Annotated in this window: 22 protein-coding genes; 6 read left to right on the top strand and 16 right to left on the bottom strand. The window is 42.0% G+C overall.

The features are described 5' to 3' along the window. Positions 1-15: 15 nt before the first annotated feature. Genes V7K46_RS14110 through V7K46_RS14100 form a run of 3 tightly spaced genes read right to left on the bottom strand, consistent with a single transcriptional unit; the run spans position 16 to position 2,292 of the window. Entirely contained in the window at positions 16-519 is a 504-nt protein-coding gene (locus V7K46_RS14110; protein WP_335114048.1) for an SH3 domain-containing protein, read from the bottom strand. A 24-nt stretch (positions 520-543) separates the two neighbouring features. Further along, positions 544-723: a hypothetical protein gene (locus tag V7K46_RS14105; RefSeq protein ID WP_335114046.1), complete on the bottom strand. Its 180-nt coding sequence runs from the start codon at positions 721-723 to the stop codon at positions 544-546. A 57-nt stretch (positions 724-780) separates the two neighbouring features. Continuing rightward, the gene (locus V7K46_RS14100) at positions 781-2,292 is read right to left on the bottom strand and encodes an AAA family ATPase (RefSeq protein WP_335114044.1); all 1,512 of its coding nucleotides are present in this window, start codon (positions 2,290-2,292) and stop codon (positions 781-783) included. Between V7K46_RS14100 and V7K46_RS14095 the strand changes: the two genes are divergently transcribed. Next, complete coding sequence (locus V7K46_RS14095; RefSeq protein WP_335114042.1) at positions 2,293-2,457, top strand: hypothetical protein; 165 nt, start codon at positions 2,293-2,295, stop codon at positions 2,455-2,457. A 528-nt stretch (positions 2,458-2,985) separates the two neighbouring features. On the opposite strand, the gene V7K46_RS14090 is transcribed toward V7K46_RS14095, so the two are convergent. The 7 genes from V7K46_RS14090 to V7K46_RS14060 all read right to left on the bottom strand — a co-directional run bounded on the left by V7K46_RS14090 (position 2,986) and on the right by V7K46_RS14060 (position 7,219). Continuing rightward, positions 2,986-3,501 carry a YceD family protein gene (locus V7K46_RS14090; RefSeq protein ID WP_335114040.1) on the bottom strand — a complete coding sequence of 172 codons (516 nt, stop codon included), beginning with the start codon at positions 3,499-3,501 and terminating at the stop codon, positions 2,986-2,988. A gap of 172 nt (positions 3,502-3,673) precedes the next feature. Further along, positions 3,674-4,201 carry a Jag family protein gene (locus tag V7K46_RS14085; RefSeq protein WP_335114038.1) on the bottom strand — a complete coding sequence of 176 codons (528 nt, stop codon included), beginning with the start codon at positions 4,199-4,201 and terminating at the stop codon, positions 3,674-3,676. Then, a complete protein-coding gene (gene yidC, locus V7K46_RS14080) occupies positions 4,198-5,349 on the bottom strand; it encodes a membrane protein insertase YidC (protein ID WP_335114037.1) in 1,152 nt (383 codons plus the stop codon). The genes V7K46_RS14085 and yidC overlap by 4 nt, the downstream gene beginning before the upstream one ends. Positions 5,350-5,524: 175 nt before the next feature. Beyond that, positions 5,525-5,917 (bottom strand): PH domain-containing protein, encoded by a 393-nt coding sequence (locus V7K46_RS14075; RefSeq protein ID WP_273766163.1) that lies wholly within the window; start codon positions 5,915-5,917, stop codon positions 5,525-5,527. Beyond that, positions 5,904-6,326: a ribonuclease P protein component gene (gene rnpA / locus V7K46_RS14070; protein ID WP_334976143.1), complete on the bottom strand. Its 423-nt coding sequence runs from the start codon at positions 6,324-6,326 to the stop codon at positions 5,904-5,906. Before rnpA ends, V7K46_RS14075 begins: the two co-directional genes overlap by 14 nt. A 25-nt stretch (positions 6,327-6,351) precedes the next feature. Then, complete coding sequence (gene rpmH / locus V7K46_RS14065) at positions 6,352-6,486, bottom strand: 50S ribosomal protein L34 (protein ID WP_094327629.1); 135 nt, start codon at positions 6,484-6,486, stop codon at positions 6,352-6,354. A gap of 220 nt (positions 6,487-6,706) precedes the next feature. Beyond that, positions 6,707-7,219: a DUF2808 domain-containing protein gene (locus V7K46_RS14060; protein ID WP_335114034.1), complete on the bottom strand. Its 513-nt coding sequence runs from the start codon at positions 7,217-7,219 to the stop codon at positions 6,707-6,709. Between the two features lie 761 nt (positions 7,220-7,980). On the opposite strand from V7K46_RS14060, the gene V7K46_RS14055 reads away from it, so the two are divergent. The 3 genes from V7K46_RS14055 to V7K46_RS14045 are packed head-to-tail and all read left to right on the top strand — an operon-like array spanning position 7,981 to position 10,876. After that, a complete protein-coding gene (locus V7K46_RS14055; RefSeq protein ID WP_335114032.1) occupies positions 7,981-9,147 on the top strand; it encodes a Re/Si-specific NAD(P)(+) transhydrogenase subunit alpha in 1,167 nt (388 codons plus the stop codon). A gap of 32 nt (positions 9,148-9,179) precedes the next feature. Further along, positions 9,180-9,473 (top strand): NAD(P) transhydrogenase subunit alpha, encoded by a 294-nt coding sequence (locus tag V7K46_RS14050; protein WP_273766159.1) that lies wholly within the window; start codon positions 9,180-9,182, stop codon positions 9,471-9,473. Next, positions 9,470-10,876, top strand: coding sequence for an NAD(P)(+) transhydrogenase (Re/Si-specific) subunit beta (locus V7K46_RS14045; protein ID WP_335114030.1), 1,407 nt, complete (start codon positions 9,470-9,472; stop codon positions 10,874-10,876). Before V7K46_RS14050 ends, V7K46_RS14045 begins: the two co-directional genes overlap by 4 nt. A 203-nt stretch (positions 10,877-11,079) precedes the next feature. Here the strand turns inward: V7K46_RS14045 and V7K46_RS14040 are convergent, their stop codons facing one another. Next, a complete protein-coding gene (locus V7K46_RS14040; RefSeq protein ID WP_335114028.1) occupies positions 11,080-12,105 on the bottom strand; it encodes an HNH endonuclease in 1,026 nt (341 codons plus the stop codon). A gap of 107 nt (positions 12,106-12,212) precedes the next feature. Between V7K46_RS14040 and V7K46_RS14035 the strand changes: the two genes are divergently transcribed. Further along, positions 12,213-12,443: a hypothetical protein gene (locus tag V7K46_RS14035; RefSeq protein WP_335114026.1), complete on the top strand. Its 231-nt coding sequence runs from the start codon at positions 12,213-12,215 to the stop codon at positions 12,441-12,443. Between the two features lie 2 nt (positions 12,444-12,445). On the opposite strand, the gene V7K46_RS14030 is transcribed toward V7K46_RS14035, so the two are convergent. Both V7K46_RS14030 and V7K46_RS14025 read right to left on the bottom strand, forming a co-directional pair. Next, positions 12,446-12,889 (bottom strand): type II toxin-antitoxin system VapC family toxin, encoded by a 444-nt coding sequence (locus V7K46_RS14030; protein WP_335114024.1) that lies wholly within the window; start codon positions 12,887-12,889, stop codon positions 12,446-12,448. Continuing rightward, the gene (locus V7K46_RS14025; RefSeq protein ID WP_334918045.1) at positions 12,886-13,164 is read right to left on the bottom strand and encodes a hypothetical protein; all 279 of its coding nucleotides are present in this window, start codon (positions 13,162-13,164) and stop codon (positions 12,886-12,888) included. The genes V7K46_RS14030 and V7K46_RS14025 overlap by 4 nt, the downstream gene beginning before the upstream one ends. A gap of 140 nt (positions 13,165-13,304) precedes the next feature. Here V7K46_RS14025 and V7K46_RS14020 point away from each other — a divergent pair, with 140 nt between their 5' ends. Continuing rightward, entirely contained in the window at positions 13,305-13,430 is a 126-nt protein-coding gene (locus V7K46_RS14020) for a hypothetical protein (RefSeq protein ID WP_335114022.1), read from the top strand. Between the two features lie 301 nt (positions 13,431-13,731). Here the strand turns inward: V7K46_RS14020 and V7K46_RS14015 are convergent, their stop codons facing one another. From V7K46_RS14015 to V7K46_RS14005, 3 genes are all read right to left on the bottom strand, one after another. Beyond that, the gene (locus tag V7K46_RS14015; protein WP_335114020.1) at positions 13,732-14,541 is read right to left on the bottom strand and encodes a DUF3800 domain-containing protein; all 810 of its coding nucleotides are present in this window, start codon (positions 14,539-14,541) and stop codon (positions 13,732-13,734) included. Between the two features lie 323 nt (positions 14,542-14,864). Continuing rightward, the gene (locus V7K46_RS14010) at positions 14,865-15,620 is read right to left on the bottom strand and encodes a hypothetical protein (protein ID WP_335114018.1); all 756 of its coding nucleotides are present in this window, start codon (positions 15,618-15,620) and stop codon (positions 14,865-14,867) included. A 339-nt stretch (positions 15,621-15,959) separates the two neighbouring features. Continuing rightward, complete coding sequence (locus tag V7K46_RS14005) at positions 15,960-19,100, bottom strand: GAF domain-containing protein (RefSeq protein WP_335114016.1); 3,141 nt, start codon at positions 19,098-19,100, stop codon at positions 15,960-15,962. Positions 19,101-19,106 lie beyond the last annotated feature (6 nt).

Raw genomic sequence — 19,106 nt, 5'->3', positions numbered from 1 at the left:
CATCTGATTTTTAAGCTATTGTTCATTAACTTTTTCAGTATTACCTGCTTTTACCCAACCTTCTTGTTCGCTACCTTCCAAACGGATCTTTTGCCAGGATTTGTCCTCGCTTTCTGACAAAACAATAATTTTTTGATTAAAAGTAACACCACCAATTTTTTCAGCTTCTTGATTTGGTTGCGATCGCAAACTCAAGCCTTCAGCCCAACTAACACGCCCTCGGTAAGCTCCCGATGGCAATGGTTTTGGTGATGGGGTAGCCTTTGGTGATTCTGTGGAAGTGGAGGTTGGAGACGATTGAGCTTGATTCCCAGGTTTAAGGCTGGGTTTACCTCTTCCAGGCTCAGTTGCTTTTGGAGCTTGGGCTTTCACGGAGGGGCTATCATTAGAAAAAACGGGTTTGGCAGGGGGTATGCCGGTGCGATTGACGAAATATAATGCAATTGCAACACCGCCACCTACTAGCACAGCGATCGCTAAGAAAAACCCAAGTAGAAATTTTGTTACGCTAGACAACATAGTTAAAACCCTGATTATTAAGAGTCAAGTGGCGTTCAAGGGAAGCCAGCCATGTGCGTATTTCCCCCGTTGAGGAGCCACCCCTGTGGGCAGGAGGTTTGCTCCATTCAGGGGAGTGGCGTTGAACTGGCTTTCAAGGGTTACGAGTAGAGAAGCAATGTAACCTATCCATACAAGAATCAATAGTCCATAATAATTGATCATTAACTATTGACTATGATCTTTTGACTAACTCATTATTGTAGCTACTGCTGAATGCGTTCACGTAGTGCGCCGGAGGCGTTCGCTCAAAGGACTGTGTTTAGATGCTAAACGCGCTCTCCCAGCAGCAGCCCATTCTTGGAGTTGCTGAATTTGCTCTACGGCAGTTCGCGCCAAGGGTATGATCTGACTAGCTGCTTCTAAAATGTCATCAGTAGCAAAGTCGCGATTTTGGCTAAATCCAATATGCATCGCTTCAATTAAAGTTTGCTCAATCTCTGCCCCAGAAAAATCGGGCGTTTCGTATGCTAACCTGTCGATGTCATAACTTTTTAAGTTATGGGGGCGCAATCGGGATAAATGAACATCATAAATTGCTTTTCTCTCTTCTTGGGTGGGCAATCCCACAAAGAAAATTTCATCAAATCGCCCCTTACGGAGCATTTCCGGCGGTAAAGCTTGGATGTCGTTGGCGGTGGCGACAACAAAAACGGGTGAGGTTTTTTCGGCTAGCCAGGTGATAAAAGTCCCAAACACACGGCTGGCAGTTCCTGCATCACCTTTGCTACCAAGTCCGGCAAAGGCTTTATCTATTTCATCAATCCACAAAATACAGGGAGCTAGGGCTTCAGCTACTTGGATCATTTGCCGAGTCCGAGATTCTGATTCACCTACCAAACCACCAAATAACCTTCCCACATCCAGACGTAACAAGGGTAAATGCCAGTGATGAGCGATCGCTTTTGCCGTTAACGATTTACCAGTTCCTTGAATACCCACCAACATTAAACCACGGGGGTGCGGTAATCCGTACTGTCGCGCTCGATCAGTAAATGAACCTCCCCGGCGAATCAGCCAGTCTTTCAAGTTATCCAGTCCGCCAATATCAGAAATTTGCTCAGTGGCGGGGTAGAAGTCCAGGATTTGGGTTTGACGGATAGTTTGGCGCTTTTCTTCCAAAACTAAATCCACGTCTTCTGTTTGCAACTCACCGTGGGTAGCGATCGCTTTTGCCAAAACGCGGCGAATCCGTTCCATTGAAAGTCCTTGACAAGAGCGCACCAAGTCATCTAGAACTTTGCTAGAAAGGGAGTTCCTAGTAGCTTGCAGTAAGCGTTCCACCTCAATTTTAATTTCTGGAGCGGCGGGTAAGGGAAACTCGACGACTGTCAGCACTTCGGTTAAATCGTCAGGAATGGCGACGCGCGGCGACAGTAGGACAATGTTTTTTGGTTGCGACTTCAGGAGTCTGGACAGATTGCGGAGTTTACGGGCGATCGCTACATCATCTAAAAAACGATGATAGTCTCGTAGGATCAATACCGCTGGCGCAGAAGCTGGTAATTTTTCGATGAATTCTAAAGCTTGCAACGGGTTACGTCGTCCAAACCCAACATCATTGGGGTTTCCCTGGTAGCCATCGACAAAATCCCAAGTATACACTGGGCGATTACCCTGGTTGCTTGCTTCTTCCCGGATAGCTGCTTCTACCCGCTCCTCTTCATAGGTGGGAATATAAATTAAGGGGTAGCGGGCGCGTAGCAGCAGTTTAAACTCTTCACGGAAGTTCATATGTGGCTGTGGTTATTAGTTCTTCTCTCATTGTTCTGGTTTGTATCGCTTCTAACAACTAAAAAACTAACATCTAACCAGTTCATAGCGGTTGCCAGTGCGATCGCTCTATGTAAAATATTCCTCAATGGTGAGCGATCGCTCTTTTGTGCTGCTCATGATTAGATAATCAGTATAAAAATAATTACTGACTTTTATGTAAGGTATTTCTTAATTCTTCAGCCAGTTCAGACAAGAAATCAGGTTTATTTTCAACTAGCCATTTTGTAATCTTATAAGAGTGTGTAGTCTTTCTAAATTCCAATTTATTGTCACATAATTCTTGAAACTATGTTTCAAGTATCTTTGCACCGTGAATCTTAGATAACCAATTATTATCTGAGACTTATTCTCTTTTTACACCTTCAATCAGATAGGATTTTTCCTGTTTAATTTTGTCAAGATATTCCTGAATCTGAGTAATGCTGATAGGTGTTTCTAGCCATGTAGATTCTTGATAAACATTTTGTATAATTTATTGATTTATTCAATTCTATTATTGGCAATTTAACTTATTTTGCCAAGTAAAACCGAAGAAACCCGGTCTCTTAGAGAAGCCGGGTTTCTATGAAAATGTCATAGATTAGCTTAGTAAACTACTGGATAATTTGTAAAACTTAAAGTGAACAAGTTGATGCGCCGTAATGCGTCTTACTATCCGGGGAGTTGCTTTTTCAAAGCTTCCAGCGAAGCCCAACGGTGATCAACTGGAGTTTCAGGACAATCAGAACTATCAACAGTAATTGCAGGAATACCTGGACAATTGCGATCGCATAACTGGCGCTGGGGTATTGCCAAGCACATTTGCTCATACAGCCATTCGTTGGGATAAAAATAACCATCGGGTGGTAGGGTTTCAAGCAAATCTTCCATAATCACTTCCCTTTCTAAGGGCAAGTCATTTGGCTGATTTGCAGTTTCGTCTAACCAGATGATTTCTTTCGTATCAAGCCCTAAACGTCGATTGTATTGCTGCAAACAGCGGTTGCAGGTACAAGTAATAATTGTTTCTGCCTGACCGGACACTTCCAGGTAATTGCCATGATGCTGCACGCGCACATGACCGCGAACTGGTGTCAACGTTTCCAGACCAGGCAGAAATTCCTGAACCTGAATTTCCTCTGTCCGCTCCGATGCTCTAGTTAGCTGCGGAATATAAATTGCGTCCATAGGATTTGTGAGACATCCTCACGAAAATTAATGGTGATTATCAGCAATAATACTGATATTACATCTTCATTTTAGCTTTTAGGAACAAGATAAATCTTGAAATTATATAGTTATGAGCTTCATTAACTCCTAACTCCTGTACAGACGCGATTAATCGCGTCTCTCCTGACTCCTAACCCCTAACTTCTTCCAACGAAGCTGGACGGACAACCAGATGACGATGCGGCTCTTTACCGCGACTGAAGGTTTCCAAATCTCCAAATTCCTTCAAGAAGGTATGGATTTGACGCCTTTCAGCAGAACTAAGGGATTTAATTTCCACTTCTCTACCAGAAAAGCGCACTTCATCGGCTGCTGCTTCTGCTAATGCGCGAATTTCCGCTTCTCTTTTGACCCGGTAGCCATTCAACTCAATGGTGTAAGAGGCTTGTTCCTCTTGGGGTTGGCTTAAGTTAAGAACCGAATTTGCTAGATACTGAATCGCATCTAGTACAGAACCATCGGCACCAATTAATACCTGGATTTGTTCTGTCGTCAAATTAGTTTGATCAATTGTCAACCAGTAGTTATCTGGTTCTGGGGAATCACCGTCAAGAGATTGGGTAGTTTCTAAATGACCCTGAATCTGTGCAGGTATTCCAGTGAGTTCCAGCAGGGTTTTTAACCACTGCTGACCTCGCTGCATCAGAATGTTGCTCATGATCCGCCTGTCGCCTTTTTCTTAGAACTTTTCGGTTCAAATGGCAATGCCTTTTGTTCGGTGACTGCTGCTTCCTTCTCCTGAGTTTCTACGATTTTTTGCAGTTCTTCTGATAGAGGTTCGCGGGAAAGAAGATAAGTTTGTGCGGTTTGGAAAATATTACCAATCACCATATACATCAGCACCCCAGCTGGTAGGGGAAAGAACAAAAACATCCCAGAAAAGATGACTGGGGTGATTTTGTTAACTGTATCCTGCTGCGGATTGCCACCGCTGGAATTTTGCCCAGAAAGCATTTGGCTAACATAAAGGCTGATTCCAAAGAAGACGATCATGGCGACAATATCCCAGTGGATTGTGCCATCTGGATCACTTGCACCAACCCTGCCTAAAGCATCAATGAATAAAAAGCCTTTTTCTGCTGCTAGTCCAGGAATTGTTCCTTGAATGGTGACCTCTCCGGGCTGCAAGGCTTCTACATTGCCCTGGGTATCAATTTTTATCCGATCTTCACCTTTGGTGACTTTCCAATCAGGAATCAGCTTATTTTCTGGGTGTTCTGCTAAGAGTACCTGAAATGGTTTGCCCTGAATAGTCTGATATTGGATCTTAGTTTGTTCTCCTACCGTTAGTTTGTTACCACTGGGAAGAATTGCAGCTACTTTAACGTGTTCCCCATCTGCAACGTAAATATTTTGAGCAGCAGTGGCAAAAGCTTGCGGTTGAATTTGTTCGATTTGTTCTGCGGGAAAGATTTGCAGGTTAACGCTGTAGTTCGCACTTGCAAAAGGCGAACCCCGTAAAGTGGCAAACAGCGCTAATAAGACCGGCATTTGCACTAGTAATGGAAAACAGCCTGCTAAGGGGTTGCCAAATTCTTTTTGGACATTGACCATTTCCTCCTGCTGCTTTTGCGGTTCATCCTTATAGCGCTCTTTGATTGCTGCCATCCGCTTCTGCATCAGAGGTTGTACAATCCGCATCTTCCGCATGTTGCGAATTGAGCCAGCACTCAGGGGATAGAGCGCGAAGCGGACTATCAATGTCAAAGCAACGATCGCTAATCCGTAGCTAGGCACAATACCATAGAAAAAATCTATGATTGGCAGCATCACGTTGTTCGAGAGAAAGCCGATACCAAAATCCATTATTCTGAATTCAACCTGAGGTACTGTAAACTGACTGAATCTAATTTATCTAAATCATCATTTGTCGGCGACTATCCTTGACTACGGATAGCCGCACATTTAAATGGGGCATGGGGCATTGTGTATTGGTTCTTATCTTTTATTTTTTTCTGCCTCCCCTGCTTCCCCTAATCCATCACTTATTGGCAGTGCTGCTATATTCAGGATTTTTCGCAGCTATTCTTTCATTGATATAGTCATAGACTTCCCGAAATTTGGGAATTGCACGCAATTCGAGACGACTCCCATTTCTTAGGGTTAGCACCATATCTCCCCATAAGCCAATGCCACGGGGGATTGTGACAACTTTGACAATTTCTGAGTAAATTATGTCAGTGCGATCGCGCCCCTGCCAACCTCCCGTCACGGTAATTCGGCGATCGGTGATGCGGAAACGCAGCCACAATGCCCTGACAATTGCCCCAACTGTTAATGGTATGCCAACGACAGTTAACCCTATCAGCAGGTTGATAATCAAATCCCCAATATGGGGGCCACCTTCATAATAAACATCTTCACGAATTCCCATCGAACACCTCAGCTTGTGCCAACAACTGCTCTAATTCTTGCAGAAATTGTGGGCTTACGCACTTAGATTCTGCTGCTGTGGGTTTGACAATGACCACTAGCCGCCATCCTGGTGATAATTTGGGCAGCAAGTTGTGCAAAGCAGCAGTAATTTGCCGTTTGATTCGGTTGCGAACCACTGCCCTTTTGCTGACTTTTGTGCTAATTGAAATGCCAATTCGCGTGCTGGCAAGATGTGCTGAGTCAGTTGCTTGTGTAGTCTGGGTGGCAGTGGCCAAAGAAGGTTTTGTTAAACATAACGGCTTCAAAGCTCTCAATGTTAAATAAGAGCCATGACGCCGAATTCCTTCCCGGAAAACTGCCTGGAAATCCTTGCGAGATTTTAGCCGATTTGCTTTGGGCAAAGCCACAGATGCTCTTTTAGCTGAATATGGCCTAAACGCTCAGACGGTGACGTCCCTTTCTTCTCCTGGCGCTAATCACGTTTCTGCCGTCTGGTGTCCGCATTCTGGCGCGAAAACCAGAGGTTCTTTTTCTCTTACGGCTAGTACCGCCCAGTGTTCTTTTCATACTGTTCTCCTATTAGGTGATTTTTATAAAAAACTCACAATCTCTAATTATATCACTTTATTAGGTAGTTGGGGATTAGGCAATTCAATTTTGGATTGACGATAGCGAGTGAGAAGCTCTTGGACTCGCTCTCCTCTTCGCTATCGAGCGTCTTTTAGATTAGATTTCAATCTAAAATCCAAAATCTAAAATCTAAAATTCTTACTCCCCGCTCCCAAGCTTAATTGATGCTCAAAATCCATGTTCCCATATAGCGCAGTAGTGGCACATCGCCAGGAGAGAGAACTTGACAGTTAAAATAGTAAACTCCGCCGAAGGATGGGTTTTTCACATTAGATAACACTACCTCGACTGCGCTACCTGCTGGCACTGGCTCTTGAGGAAAAATATTAATCAGTTTACCTTCTTTGTCCCACTTCACCTCAGAAAGCGGAACAGCTTTGCCTTTGACTCGGACTTCAATTTTTTTCTGGTCAAAAGTTCCTTTGTAATAATCAGGGTAGGTAATTGCAAATTGACCAACTGCCAATTTCATTCTTTTAGCTGGAATCCTCAATATGTATCGATCCCAACCATTAGCTTGTCCACCAAAATCTAACCTAAAGGGCAGTTGATTTTCGGCTTTGACGCCGCTAAAGAGCGTAAATCCAGGTAAACTTTGCGCCCAAGTCAGGGCTGGGAATCCAGTCACTAAACAGCTAGTCACGGCTAAAGCGGAAAGTAAACGTCGCATAATTGAGCTTCCTCCACCAAAATATAAATATGTTATCTAAATAACCGTGTGTTAGTATTCGTTACTAAAGTTTACTACTCACTTCCTGACAATTGACGTTCAGTAACAACAAAAAGTGCCATCCTCCCTGATGTTTGGATGGCAGATAAATTACTTAGTAATAAATTCAACATATAATTAATTTACTTGATTACCCTTACAGAGTGCTGATTTGATGACTAGGTTGGTCAAATTTTGAACTAAATAGAAACACAGTTGGGATTGGATTGTGTTTCCAAATATGTATAAGTGTATCTAAATTTGATAATTTTGTGATAAAAATTGAGGCGTGCCATCAGCGATCGCCAGTTAACTTGGGCTAAATTGATTAAAATGAGTTTGAATCAAAGTCGTAATTATTAAAATTTGATTTGGAAATTATAAAGCTTTTAAAATTGGGTCAATATTACTCTATAAGAAAGGAATACCAAAATTTCTCAATCCCGTAAATAAGCTGAAGATAAAGATGCAAAATTTGGGAATCAATCTAGGATGTGCAATACGTAACCCTGTTTGCAACTATCTGAAAATATGACATCTGCGAGCGGCAAAGTCAGGCTTTGCCTGGAAAGCTAAGAGTGGGAGAGGAAAGATTCAAGGTTCAATCTACTAGTAAAAGTCATGGCTGATGTTCCTGCCTAAGTACTATAGAGTGCGGGACACGCCTCATCTGAACAATCGCTTACTTAGCACAGATTAGGTATTTATCTTCAGGAGATTTCATGAGAATAGCAGTTGCTAAAGAAATTGAAGTTTGTGAACGTCGTGTGGCATTAATTCCTGACACCGTTGCTCGATTGGTAAAACAAGGTTTGGAAGTCTGGGTAGAAACAGGTGCAGGAGAGCGATCATTTTTCAATGATTCTGACTATGAAGCAGCAGGAGCCACAATAATCAGCGATACTGCCAAACTATGGGGCGAAACAGATATTCTGCTGAAAGTCAGCCCACCACAAGAACGAGAAGATGGACGCTCAGAAATTGACTTGTTAAAGGAAGGGGCTGTATTACTCAGTTTCCTGAATCCTTTGGGAAATCCTGTTGTGGCACAGCAACTGGCAAATCGGAAAGTTACAGCCTTGAGTATGGAAATGATTCCCCGTACCACCAGGGCGCAAAGTATGGATGCTTTATCCTCGCAAGCTTCACTAGCTGGTTACAAGGCAGTATTAATTGCGGCAGCTGCATTACCGAAATATTTTCCGATGTTAACCACAGCCGCAGGTACGATCGCTCCAGCGAAAGTATTTATTATGGGCGCTGGTGTAGCCGGATTGCAAGCGATCGCCACCGCTAGACGTTTGGGGGCAGTGGTAGAAGCCTTTGATATTCGTCCCGCCGTCAAAGAAGAAGTGCAAAGCTTAGGGGCAAAATTCGTTGAAGTCAAATTAGACGAAGAAACCGTCGCCGCAGGTGGTTACGCCAAGGAAATTTCTGAGGCTAGCAAACAACGTACCCAAGAAGTTGTCGCCGAACACGTCAAAAATTCTGATGTGGTAATTACCACCGCCCAAGTTCCTGGGAGACAAGCACCACGGCTAGTTACAGAAGAAATGGTGGCACAAATGAAACCCGGTTCAGTGATTGTAGATTTGGCTGCTGATCAGGGTGGTAACTGCGCCTGCACCGAACCCGGCAAAGATATTGTGTGGAATGGCGTGACAATTATCGGCCCCATCAATCTCCCATCATCGATGCCAATTCATGCCAGCCAATTGTATGCCAAAAACGTAACTTCGTTGATGCAACTGCTAATTAAAGACAAAGCTTTGCAGGTTGATTTTAGCGACGACATCGTTGATGCAGCTTGCGTTACCCACGCTGGTGAAATTCGCAATCAACGCGTGCGGGATGCACTACAAGCTTTGAGTGGCGTTGGAGCAGGTTAGTAGCCAAATATACCATAAGGAGTTTTGATTTCATGACAGAGGCATTACTTGCTGCTTTGTTTGTATTTGTTTTGGCATCTTTTATCGGCTTTGAAGTCATCAACAAAATACCACCGACTTTACACACGCCCTTAATGTCAGGCTCAAACGCGATTTCTGGCATTTCGGTACTTGGGGCAATAGTAGCTTCAGGTGCTAGAGAAACAAGTGTGTCAGTGATTCTCGGTTTGATTGCTGTGGTATTGGCAACTGTTAACGTTATAGGTGGCTTCCTTGTCACAGACAGAATGCTGCAAATGTTCAAGAAGAAGGAGATTAAGGCGTGAGCGACTTTTTACCAACTGGCATTCAGCTGACGTACTTAGTCGCTGCATCGTTATTCATTCTAGGCTTGAAAAAGCTGGGATCACCTGCTACAGCGAGAAACGGTAATCTCGTTGCGTCTGTGGGGATGCTGCTGGCGATCGCAGCGACAATGCTGGATCAGCATGTGTTGAACTACGAGATGATATTGTTGGGCTTGGCGATTGGATCGGGAATTGGTGCGATCGTTGCCTACAAAGTCCAAATGACCGAAATGCCCCAAATGGTGGGTTTACTCAACGGCTTGGGCGGTGCAGCTTCTGCACTAGTAGCCGTTGCCGAATTCTGGCGGTTGTTAGATAGTTCTCAGCCGATACCCCTAGATGTTAACATTTCCATACTTTTGGATGTGTTAATCGGTGGTATTACCTTCACAGGTAGTTTTCTAGCCTTTGCCAAATTGCAAGGTTTAATCAGCGGTTCCCCGATTACATTTCCTTTCCAGCAACCATTTAATCTCTTGCTTCTGGCTGCTTATGTAGTGGGCAGTGTCTATTTAATCATTACACCAGATAGTTTACCCATATTCTTGGGAGTGGTTGGCGTTTCCTTGGTGCTGGGCGTGATGTTCGTCATCCCCATTGGTGGCGGCGATATGCCAGTGGTAATCTCGCTGTTGAACTCGTTGTCAGGTGTGGCGGCGGCGGCAGCGGGGTTCGTGGTGATGAACAATATGTTAATCATCGCTGGTGCTTTGGTAGGAGCATCTGGTTTAATCCTCACCGAGATTATGTGTAAAGCGATGAACCGCTCCTTATTTAGTGTGCTGTTCAGCGCTTTTGGGACAGGATCTACTTCTGGTGGTGCTGCTGCTAGTGGTGGTGCAACTGATCAAAGCGTCCGTAGTATCGATCCCGAAGAAGGGGCGATGATGTTAGGTTATGCCCGTTCTGTGGTAATTGTGCCTGGTTATGGTATGGCAGTTGCCCAAGCGCAACATAGCGTCCGGGAATTGTCAGATCAGCTAGAGCGGATGGGCGTTGATGTCAAGTACGCCATTCACCCCGTTGCTGGCAGAATGCCGGGACACATGAATGTGTTGCTGGCAGAGGCAAATGTGCCTTATACGCAGTTGTACGACATGGATGATATTAATCCCCAGTTTGAACAAGCAGATGTGGCTTTAATAATTGGGGCAAATGATGTGGTAAATCCGGCGGCGCGGAGTGATAAAAATAGCCCGATTTATGGTATGCCGATTTTGGAAGTAGATCGGGCGAAGCAGACGATTGTGATTAAGCGCGGGATGAGTACAGGTTTTGCCGGTGTAGAAAATGAGTTGTTCTACAAGGATAAAACGACGATGCTTTTTGGTAGCGCTAAGGATATGGTGGCGAAGTTGGTTTCAGAAGTGAAGCAACTTTAACGAACCGCAAAGGGCGCAAAGTAAAGAAAGAATGTAGAGAGTTGACTTGCTTTGGGAGTGTAATGCTTCTGAGGCAAGTTTTTTTAAGATTATCTCACGCAAAGGTGCAAAGAAGAGAAAGAATTTAAGAGAGTTGACTTATTTTGGAATTTAAAAATTTTAAGTAAGCTTTTTAATTAAACTTTTTAATTAAACTTTCAATTTTAATCATCTTTGTTAAGACAGTTTAAAAATTGCTTCCATCTAGACTCAAGTGCTGACTGGCTTGGTTTATATTTAGAGCATCTAAGTTTTCTACCCTCCAATTTTTGATAATCAGTTTCCATAACTTTTGGATGAAACTTTACTTCTAGAGATTCTGGGTTAATCCCCAACAAGTTAAGATCAAATAAAGTATGAAAATCTGCACGTAACAAAAGTCCATTATCTGGATGATTATCATCAATACCACGATAGGGTGAGATATGAGCAGCTTCTAAAACATCAAGTAGTTCAAGCCCACTAATCATACATTGGTCGCCATAGCGTTGACGCAACAAGTTTCTAAATGTGGACTGTCCACGACGTTCTTTGATTTGACGAAATACAGTTTTGCGGCTATCTTTTTCTATAAGAACATACTCATTTCTATTTTCATTATCATCAGCATCATCAGCTTTTATATACTTAAAATTATTTTTATTAATCAGTTTAGTAACTGTATGTGAATTTTTAAATAACATTGGTTCTATTTGCTGTAAATTAATTAACTGCATTGAAAGCTGTCCGTTATATTTTGGGCAAGCTTGTCTTAACTCCTTAATTTTAATAGTTCCCTCTGCTTTGACAAATGTATTGCCAAAATCAGCAATGAATTTTTCGCAAGGCTTATACTCAATAATAGGTGTATCGAATTCCTGATGACAAAGGGTGCAACGGAAAACAGGCTTCTTTTTTAATCGTTCTTTGATTTTTGTAGTATTGCATGAAGCACAACGCGATAAAAGTTTTGGTTCTTGATAGCTGCTAATTACTTCTATCCTGGCAACACCAATAAGTTGATCTTTATCCTGCAATAAAACTAAATCACCTTCAGCTAATTGACGACAATTCGGTACAAAGCTGTCATAGTAATATACCTTAGAAATTTCGTCAGCATAACCAACATTACCAGCATGTTGTCGGTTCTCACCATAATTTAGTAGTAACCATGCTCTAGGTGTTATATGCTCAGAAATTAATTTCACCACTAGAAAACTGTTTATTATTAGTAGTCATTATTATTAGAGTTCCCAAAATAACACTAAATTTAACATTAGCTGCATACTAATCGGATACTAAAATATTACCTACTAAATTGTTGCAAAATCTCCCAGAATGCGATCGCTATTTTCTTCCTCTGTGTTCTCTGTGCCTCTGTGGTTCGTTAAAAAGAGCGATCGCCTGCAAAATCCCCAGCGTGCGATCGCTCTCTTCTGACTCTGTGTCCTTTGCGCCTCTGTGGTTCGTTAAAAAAAGCGTAGGCGAAGCCCGCCGAAGGCATCGCCTGAAAAATTTCCACCGTGCGATCGCTCTGCAATATAATTAAGACTACGGTGTAACACTGCGCGGATCAACAACTACAATCGCAGAAAAACGTTTAAAGTCATCAATATTAAATGTAAGTAGATGTGTAATCTGGTGTGTTATCATCGCCGCAACCAAACGTGCATCATGCACCTGTTTTCCCATGACTTGGTATTTAACAATTAGAGATTCCCACTCACCAAAAATAGCAGGTGTATCAAGGTGTAGTATAAATATTTTTTTGAGTTTATCAGTTTCTTCTACTGCTTGAGCCGTGGATAAACCTAAACCATTACTATTAATTGGTCTTGTCGCAACAGCCCAAAACTCAATGAGATTCTGTGGAATTATATATAATAATTCCCCTTGTCTCTTGAGTATTAATATCGCTCTTTGAGTATCAAAGTGCATTAGGCTATTCTTCTGCACCAAACGCAGCAAAATATTAGTATCCACCAAATAGCTCATAACATTTCATCTTCTCTGGTGTAAATACTCTCTCGACTAATCGCTTCATCTGAAAGTGCTGGCGCTAAAGAAAAAGCAGGACTATTTATTAAATCTGTTAATATAGCTTCCCATTCTTCCTGAGTTGATACTTGATAAAAAAAACTTTCTTCATGGCTGGTTAAACTGTTTTCAATCAGAGATGCAAGATAAGCTTCTACCGATAAACCTTGTGCAGCAGCTTCAGCAATGAGACGAGCCTCTATTTCTGGTTTCAATTGTAGCTGTATAGTCATTATGTTGTCTCCTAATTCCCTGAGTTGTAAAAGTTTTCATCTGGATAATCGCAAAAGTCTTCTCCCTCTAACTCGGAGAATATATTTAATTCACTACCAGGTGCATAATCTGCAATAGCTGTGATTGCGGCTAATGTTAATTGGCATTTTTGCTCGTCTCTGGTAACGTGAATGTTTTTCTTGAAGAACCAATTGCAGGGCTAATTCAGCTATCTTTAGGCGATCGCTTATGCTTAGGTTTGGGAGTGCTTGGAGAATTTCTTTAGTTTCCATATTAATTCAGAGAGCAACTTATATTACTAATGGTAGTGAAATTATGATAAGCGATCGCCTGCAAAACTCCATCGTGCGTAGGCGAAGCCCGCCAAAGGCATCGCTCTTTTCTTCCTCTGTGTTCTCTGTGCCTCTGTGGTTCGTTAAAAAAAACGATCGCACCTTCAAATTTCCATTAAGTGATTCTGAGTTGACAATCAACAAATTAGAAGATATTATAGTAATTAGGCACAGCCTAGGGGTAGTCGTATGACTGCCGCATCACAAACCGCTAACAAGGCGGTTTTGTTGTTTTTAGGGGTTGTCAAAGCAATAGTACTTAATTCCTAATGTATTAATCTGATTCTGTGTCAAGCGACAATCCACAAGTAGATTAGCATTCTTGAGGGACAAAAATGCTTGGTTATCGGGATTGTCTTTGCTATGAACGATGGGATACAAACATAAATCAGCAATCTGCATAATTGCGTTTGCCTTCATCTTACTGTCTATTCCACGTAATGTGTTTGATAAATCTTTAGCAGATAAAGGTGAATATTTATCCGATCTATTAGCATCAAAAGGATGTCCTTTTGCTCTTAAATCATGAAAGTATTGCTTAAGTAAAGTATCCTCGTTTCTTCCTGCGGCTTCAAAATAAACCATTAGACTACCATTATTCATCCCAGCATACTTGGCACTACGTTCAACTACAATAGAGAATGCACTTCTCATCATCTCCCAGGTTTCCTCACCATACGTTTCAAGATAACGATTGAGATATCCTTGACGAGACACTATGCAGGCATGAACAATTATTGGACAACTAATAATAGTAAGTGTCAAGTCTTCCAAAAATCTATCTTGCTCTGGTTTTTGAAGCTTACCTAACCAAGCAAAGCCTTTTTTGCGAGATCGTATTTCATTACCGTGCAAGGGTTGTTCTTGAGGAATAAACCAGCGACTTTTAAACTCTGATACTAATTGTTTAATTATTTGCTCATCGTTTCTTTTGATTAAAACGCCACCCATAGCAAAGAAGGGATATTGGTCTTTAGGATCAGGCTTTGGACTTCCAGAATCATCAATGTATATAGCAAATTCACCTTCATCTATTTTATCCATTGGCAGAATATCTTATTTAAATAAATTAAATTTTCTCTTCGCATTACATATTGATGTTACTAAATTATAAAAAAGCGATCGCCTCTTCTCTTCTGACTCTGTGTTCTCCGCGCCTAGAAAGGTTCGTTAAAAAAGCAATTGCCTCTTTTTCCTTTGTGTCTTAGTGTCTTTATAATTCGTTAATAAACAATCTGGTAACTGAGATAAAACAGTTGTAAGACGCGAAAACGTATTGATGTTATACAAAACACCCCACTCCACATTAGCTTCAGCCAAAGTGAAATGAGGTGCTTTTATTATCGGTAATTAAACAGACTTTAAAATTAATCCAATGACTTGCCAGCTTTACTTAAAAGCTTACCCAATCTTTGAATTGGCCCCTTAAAACCCCTTGGGGCTTCAGTTGCAGCTTGTTGAGTTTGTTCACCCAGTTTCGTCAGCACCTCGGCAAAGTCAGCACCTTTGGCGGTTTTGCGCTTCAAGAGTTGCTTAAGTTCTTTAAGTCCATTAGCAACTTCTTGGAGATTCTCGTTTTCAGACTTATGCAATAAGGTGTACCACGTATCAATCGCACCTTGCGCCGCCTCCGATTCAATTTTAGTCAAGTCTCCTTCAAGCGTTTCTATTACTGATTCTATGTGTTCAATCTGTTCGCGGTCTTCCGCCTTACCTAGTGAAACACCTATATTGCGAAGTTGCTTACCCAACTTCTGTAACGGAGTTTTTAGTTCCTTATCAGTATCAGAAGCAACATCACCTGTTTGCTCACCAATTTCAGTTAGCACTTCACCAATTTCATGACCTGTGGCCTTACCACTTTTCACTAGTTGCTTGAGTTGCTTGAGGTTATCGGCAATTTCTTTGATTTCTGGCTCTTTAGCTTTGTGTAAATAAGTATACCACTCATCGATTAAGCCAATAGCAGTTTCGCTATCAAGAGCGGTCAAGTCTCCTTCTAGTGCAGAAACAAGTGAATCTAAATCCAAGTTATCAGCTTTATCAGCTTTTTTAGCTGCTGTGCTTTCTTTCTTGGCAGCAGTCTCCCCTTGTTTACTATTGGATTTTTGTTGAGAACTCATGGTGTAATTTCCGTAACAAAATTAAATAAGTGTACAGGTATCACTTTATAAAGACTCTACGGAATTGCCCTCATTCTTAAGTAAGACTTACGCACTATATAAATCTATAATTATGTATATTAATAGGAATCAAACCTTTCAGACCTTTAGTGAAAGCCCGACAACAAGTAGTATTCACTTTTTCTGTAAGCTTTCCTATAGAGTAGCTGTTCTCGAAGCTGGGGCTGATTGTAGCATAGGTGTAAAAGTGCTAATAAATATTTCTACCTTTAAGCGAAATATAAAAAAATTATCGTCGTCTGACAGTGCTGTGTTGGGCTTGGAGTTCTTCTAGCTAACTCACCGTTTCATCGGAAGTTCTATCCATAACTCACAGCCGTTACCAGCTTCAGAAACACACTTGATATTACCTCCGTGTTTTTCTACAATAATTTGGTAGCTAATAGATAACCCTAAACCAGTACCTTGTCCAGGTTGTTTGGTGGTAAAGAAAGGTTCAAAAATGCGCGATCGCATAATCTCTGGAATCCCACAACCATTGTCGGCAATCCAAATAAGAATAGTATTCCCTTCTATCACTTCTGTACGAATCCAAATTTTAGGATTGTCAATTATTTTTTCAGCTTTGTCTAAGTTTTCCAGTGCATCGATCGCATTGTTGAGAATATTCATAAACACCTGATTAATCTGGGCTGCATAGCAGACTACTGGGGGCAATTCACCATATTGTTTAACTACTTCAATAGCAAAAGAATTAGTCTGTGATTGCAGTCGATGTTGCAGAATTAGCAAGGTACTGTCAATGCCTTCATGAAGGTCAACGGACTTCATTCCTACTTCGTCAAGTCGAGAAAAACTTCGTAAAGACAAGACTAATTGAGAGATCCGATCTGCTCCCATCTTCATTGAAGTAAGAATTTTGGGCAAGTCATCACTAATGAAATCTAAATCCAATGCTGCTGCTTGGTTTTGAATTTCTCCTGTTGTCTTAGGATACTGTTTCTGATAAAGGCGCAGTAATTTAAATAAATTTTCTGCATGTTCAGTAACATAAGTGATATTGCCGTAAATGAAACTAATCGGGTTGTTAATTTCATGTGATACACCAGCAACTAACTGCCCTAAGCCTGCCATTTTTTCACTTTGAATTAACTGGCTCTGAGTGTGCTGTAATTCTTTAATAGTCTGGGTGAGTTCTTCTTTTTGACGTTGAGTCTGTTCGAGTAATTCCGCTTGCTGAAGTCCTACCCCTAACTGAGTACCAATCTGCATCAGCAAATCTACCTCATCTTCTTGCCAATCACGGGGTTTGATATTTTGATAAGCTGCTAGTAATCCCCAAAGTTTCTCACCCTGAAAAATTGGCACAATCATATATGCCCTAGCCTCCATTAGCTCGATCAGGGCAATATAAGGAATAGAATCATCGCTGCTGTAAATATCCTTAATAACAAGAGTTTTACTATTAGGAAAATCTCCGCTTTGGGTTTCTTGCAGGTAATTACTTGAGGCAGCTACGCCCGTCGTAGACATCGCAGGTACAATTTCCCTTACTGGTGTCCAACCTGGGGCTAAAGACTCAGCAACAAATTCGCCACTCCAATCAGCGCGGAATTGATAGATTGTCACTCGATCAACTTCCAATAACCGCCGGACTTCTTCTGTACTGGTGGCAAAGATGGTATCAATATCAAGAGACTGGCGAATTTTCTCCACGGTTGCGGCTAAAGCCTTCTCTCTTTCGGCTGCTTTCCGTTCTCGTGCAGCAGCTTGAGCCAGTTTTTGGGTCTGCACCTGCATCTGTTTCAAGGACTCAGCTTGCTGTAATGCTACCCCTAATTGGACACCAACTTGTGCTAGCAAGTTGATTTCCTCATCTTGCCAATAACGGGGCTGGGAGTTTTGATAAGCTACTAGCAATCCCCACAGCTTTTCACCCTGAGAAATTGGGACAAAAACTTCATTACGTGCATACTTACCCGCTTGCTTTCCTTGCACAAGAACGCCTTGTGTCAGAGGCTGCGGCTTAACCATTGGTGTGCAGCCATCAACAATCGAATCAGCCACAAATTCGCCACTCCAATCAGGGTAGAAGCGATAAATTGCGACTCGTTCCACTTCTAATAGGCGACGGACTTCTTGAGTAGTGGTTTTAAAAATGGCTTCAATTTCAAGTGACTGACGAATTTTTTCTACGGTGTTCGCCAACGCCCTTTGCCTTTGGGCAGCTTTGCTGATCTCTGCTGCTTGGATCTGCATTTGTTGGATAAATTCCGCTTGCTGCAAAGCCACACCTAGTTGGGTGCCCACTTGGGTAAGCAAGTAAACCTCATCTTTTTGCCAATCACGGGTTTGGGCGTTCTGGTATACTGCTAGCAAACCCCAGAGCTTCTGACCGTGGTAAATGGCAATAATCACATAAGCTCTTGCTTGATATATTTCTAAGATTTTAATGTAGCAATCGCTAAAGCCTGCACTGTAAATATCATTACAAATCCGGTAAACTTCACAACTGCTGAAGCTACCACCTTCGGTATCTTGTAAGTAGGTATCAGCGACTGGGGGTTTAGCTAAATCTTTAGTGCTACATTCGCTAATGTTTTCTCTCAATTCCGGCCGCTGCAATTGCTCATGCATCAGGGAGATCCAACCCTCTGCCACTGATTCAAACACAAATTCACCACTCCAATCGGGATTGAAGCGATAAATACCTACGCGGTCAGCATTTAGCAACCGCCTAAGTTCTGCGGTGGTTGTGTGGAAAATGCTTTCCAAATCTAGGAATTGACGAATTTTCTCAATGGTTATGGCTATGGTTTTTTGCCATTCGGCTGCTTTTTCTCTAGCTTTTGCTTGTGCTAGTTGTGCCGATTGTAGTTTTACTTGTTCTAGGTAATCTGCTTGCTGCAAAGCAACTCCTAGATGTTCAGCAATAAGTTGCACAAACTCAATTTCTGATACTTCCCATTCGCGAGGACTACTACACTGATGAATACACAGCAATCCCCATAAATCTTTACCTTTGCTCAAGGGGGCGGCTATATTGGCACGTACTTGGAATCTTTCTAGCATCTGGACGTGACAATCACTGATACTAGCTTGATATATATCAGCCATTGCTTTAATCCGACCTTGCTGATATAGTCCAGCAAACTCCGCAGCAAAGCAGTGGTCGCGCAGTTTGGCTGCTAGTGCCGAACCCCATTCTCCTCCCACATCTTCATAGATAAATTCCCCTTCCCATGCCAAATCAGGATAAAAACGAAATACACTAACCCGGTCAGTTTTCAGAAGTTGGCGGACTTCAGTGACTGTAATTTTGAAGATCACGTCTATATCTAGAGACTCGCGAATGCGGGCAATAACTCCAGACAAGGCTTTTTGTTGCTCATTCTGACGCAAGGAGAATGTCACATTTGAATGAGATTCTTGCTGTTCTGAATTTGGTTCTATGGGTTGAGTAGTAGAGGAGTTTTCCATTCCCAG

The organism is Nostoc sp., assembly GCF_036917395.1.
GTDB lineage: Bacteria > Cyanobacteriota > Cyanobacteriia > Cyanobacteriales > Nostocaceae > Nostoc.
This window is presented reverse-complemented; position numbering and strand designations above follow the sequence as displayed.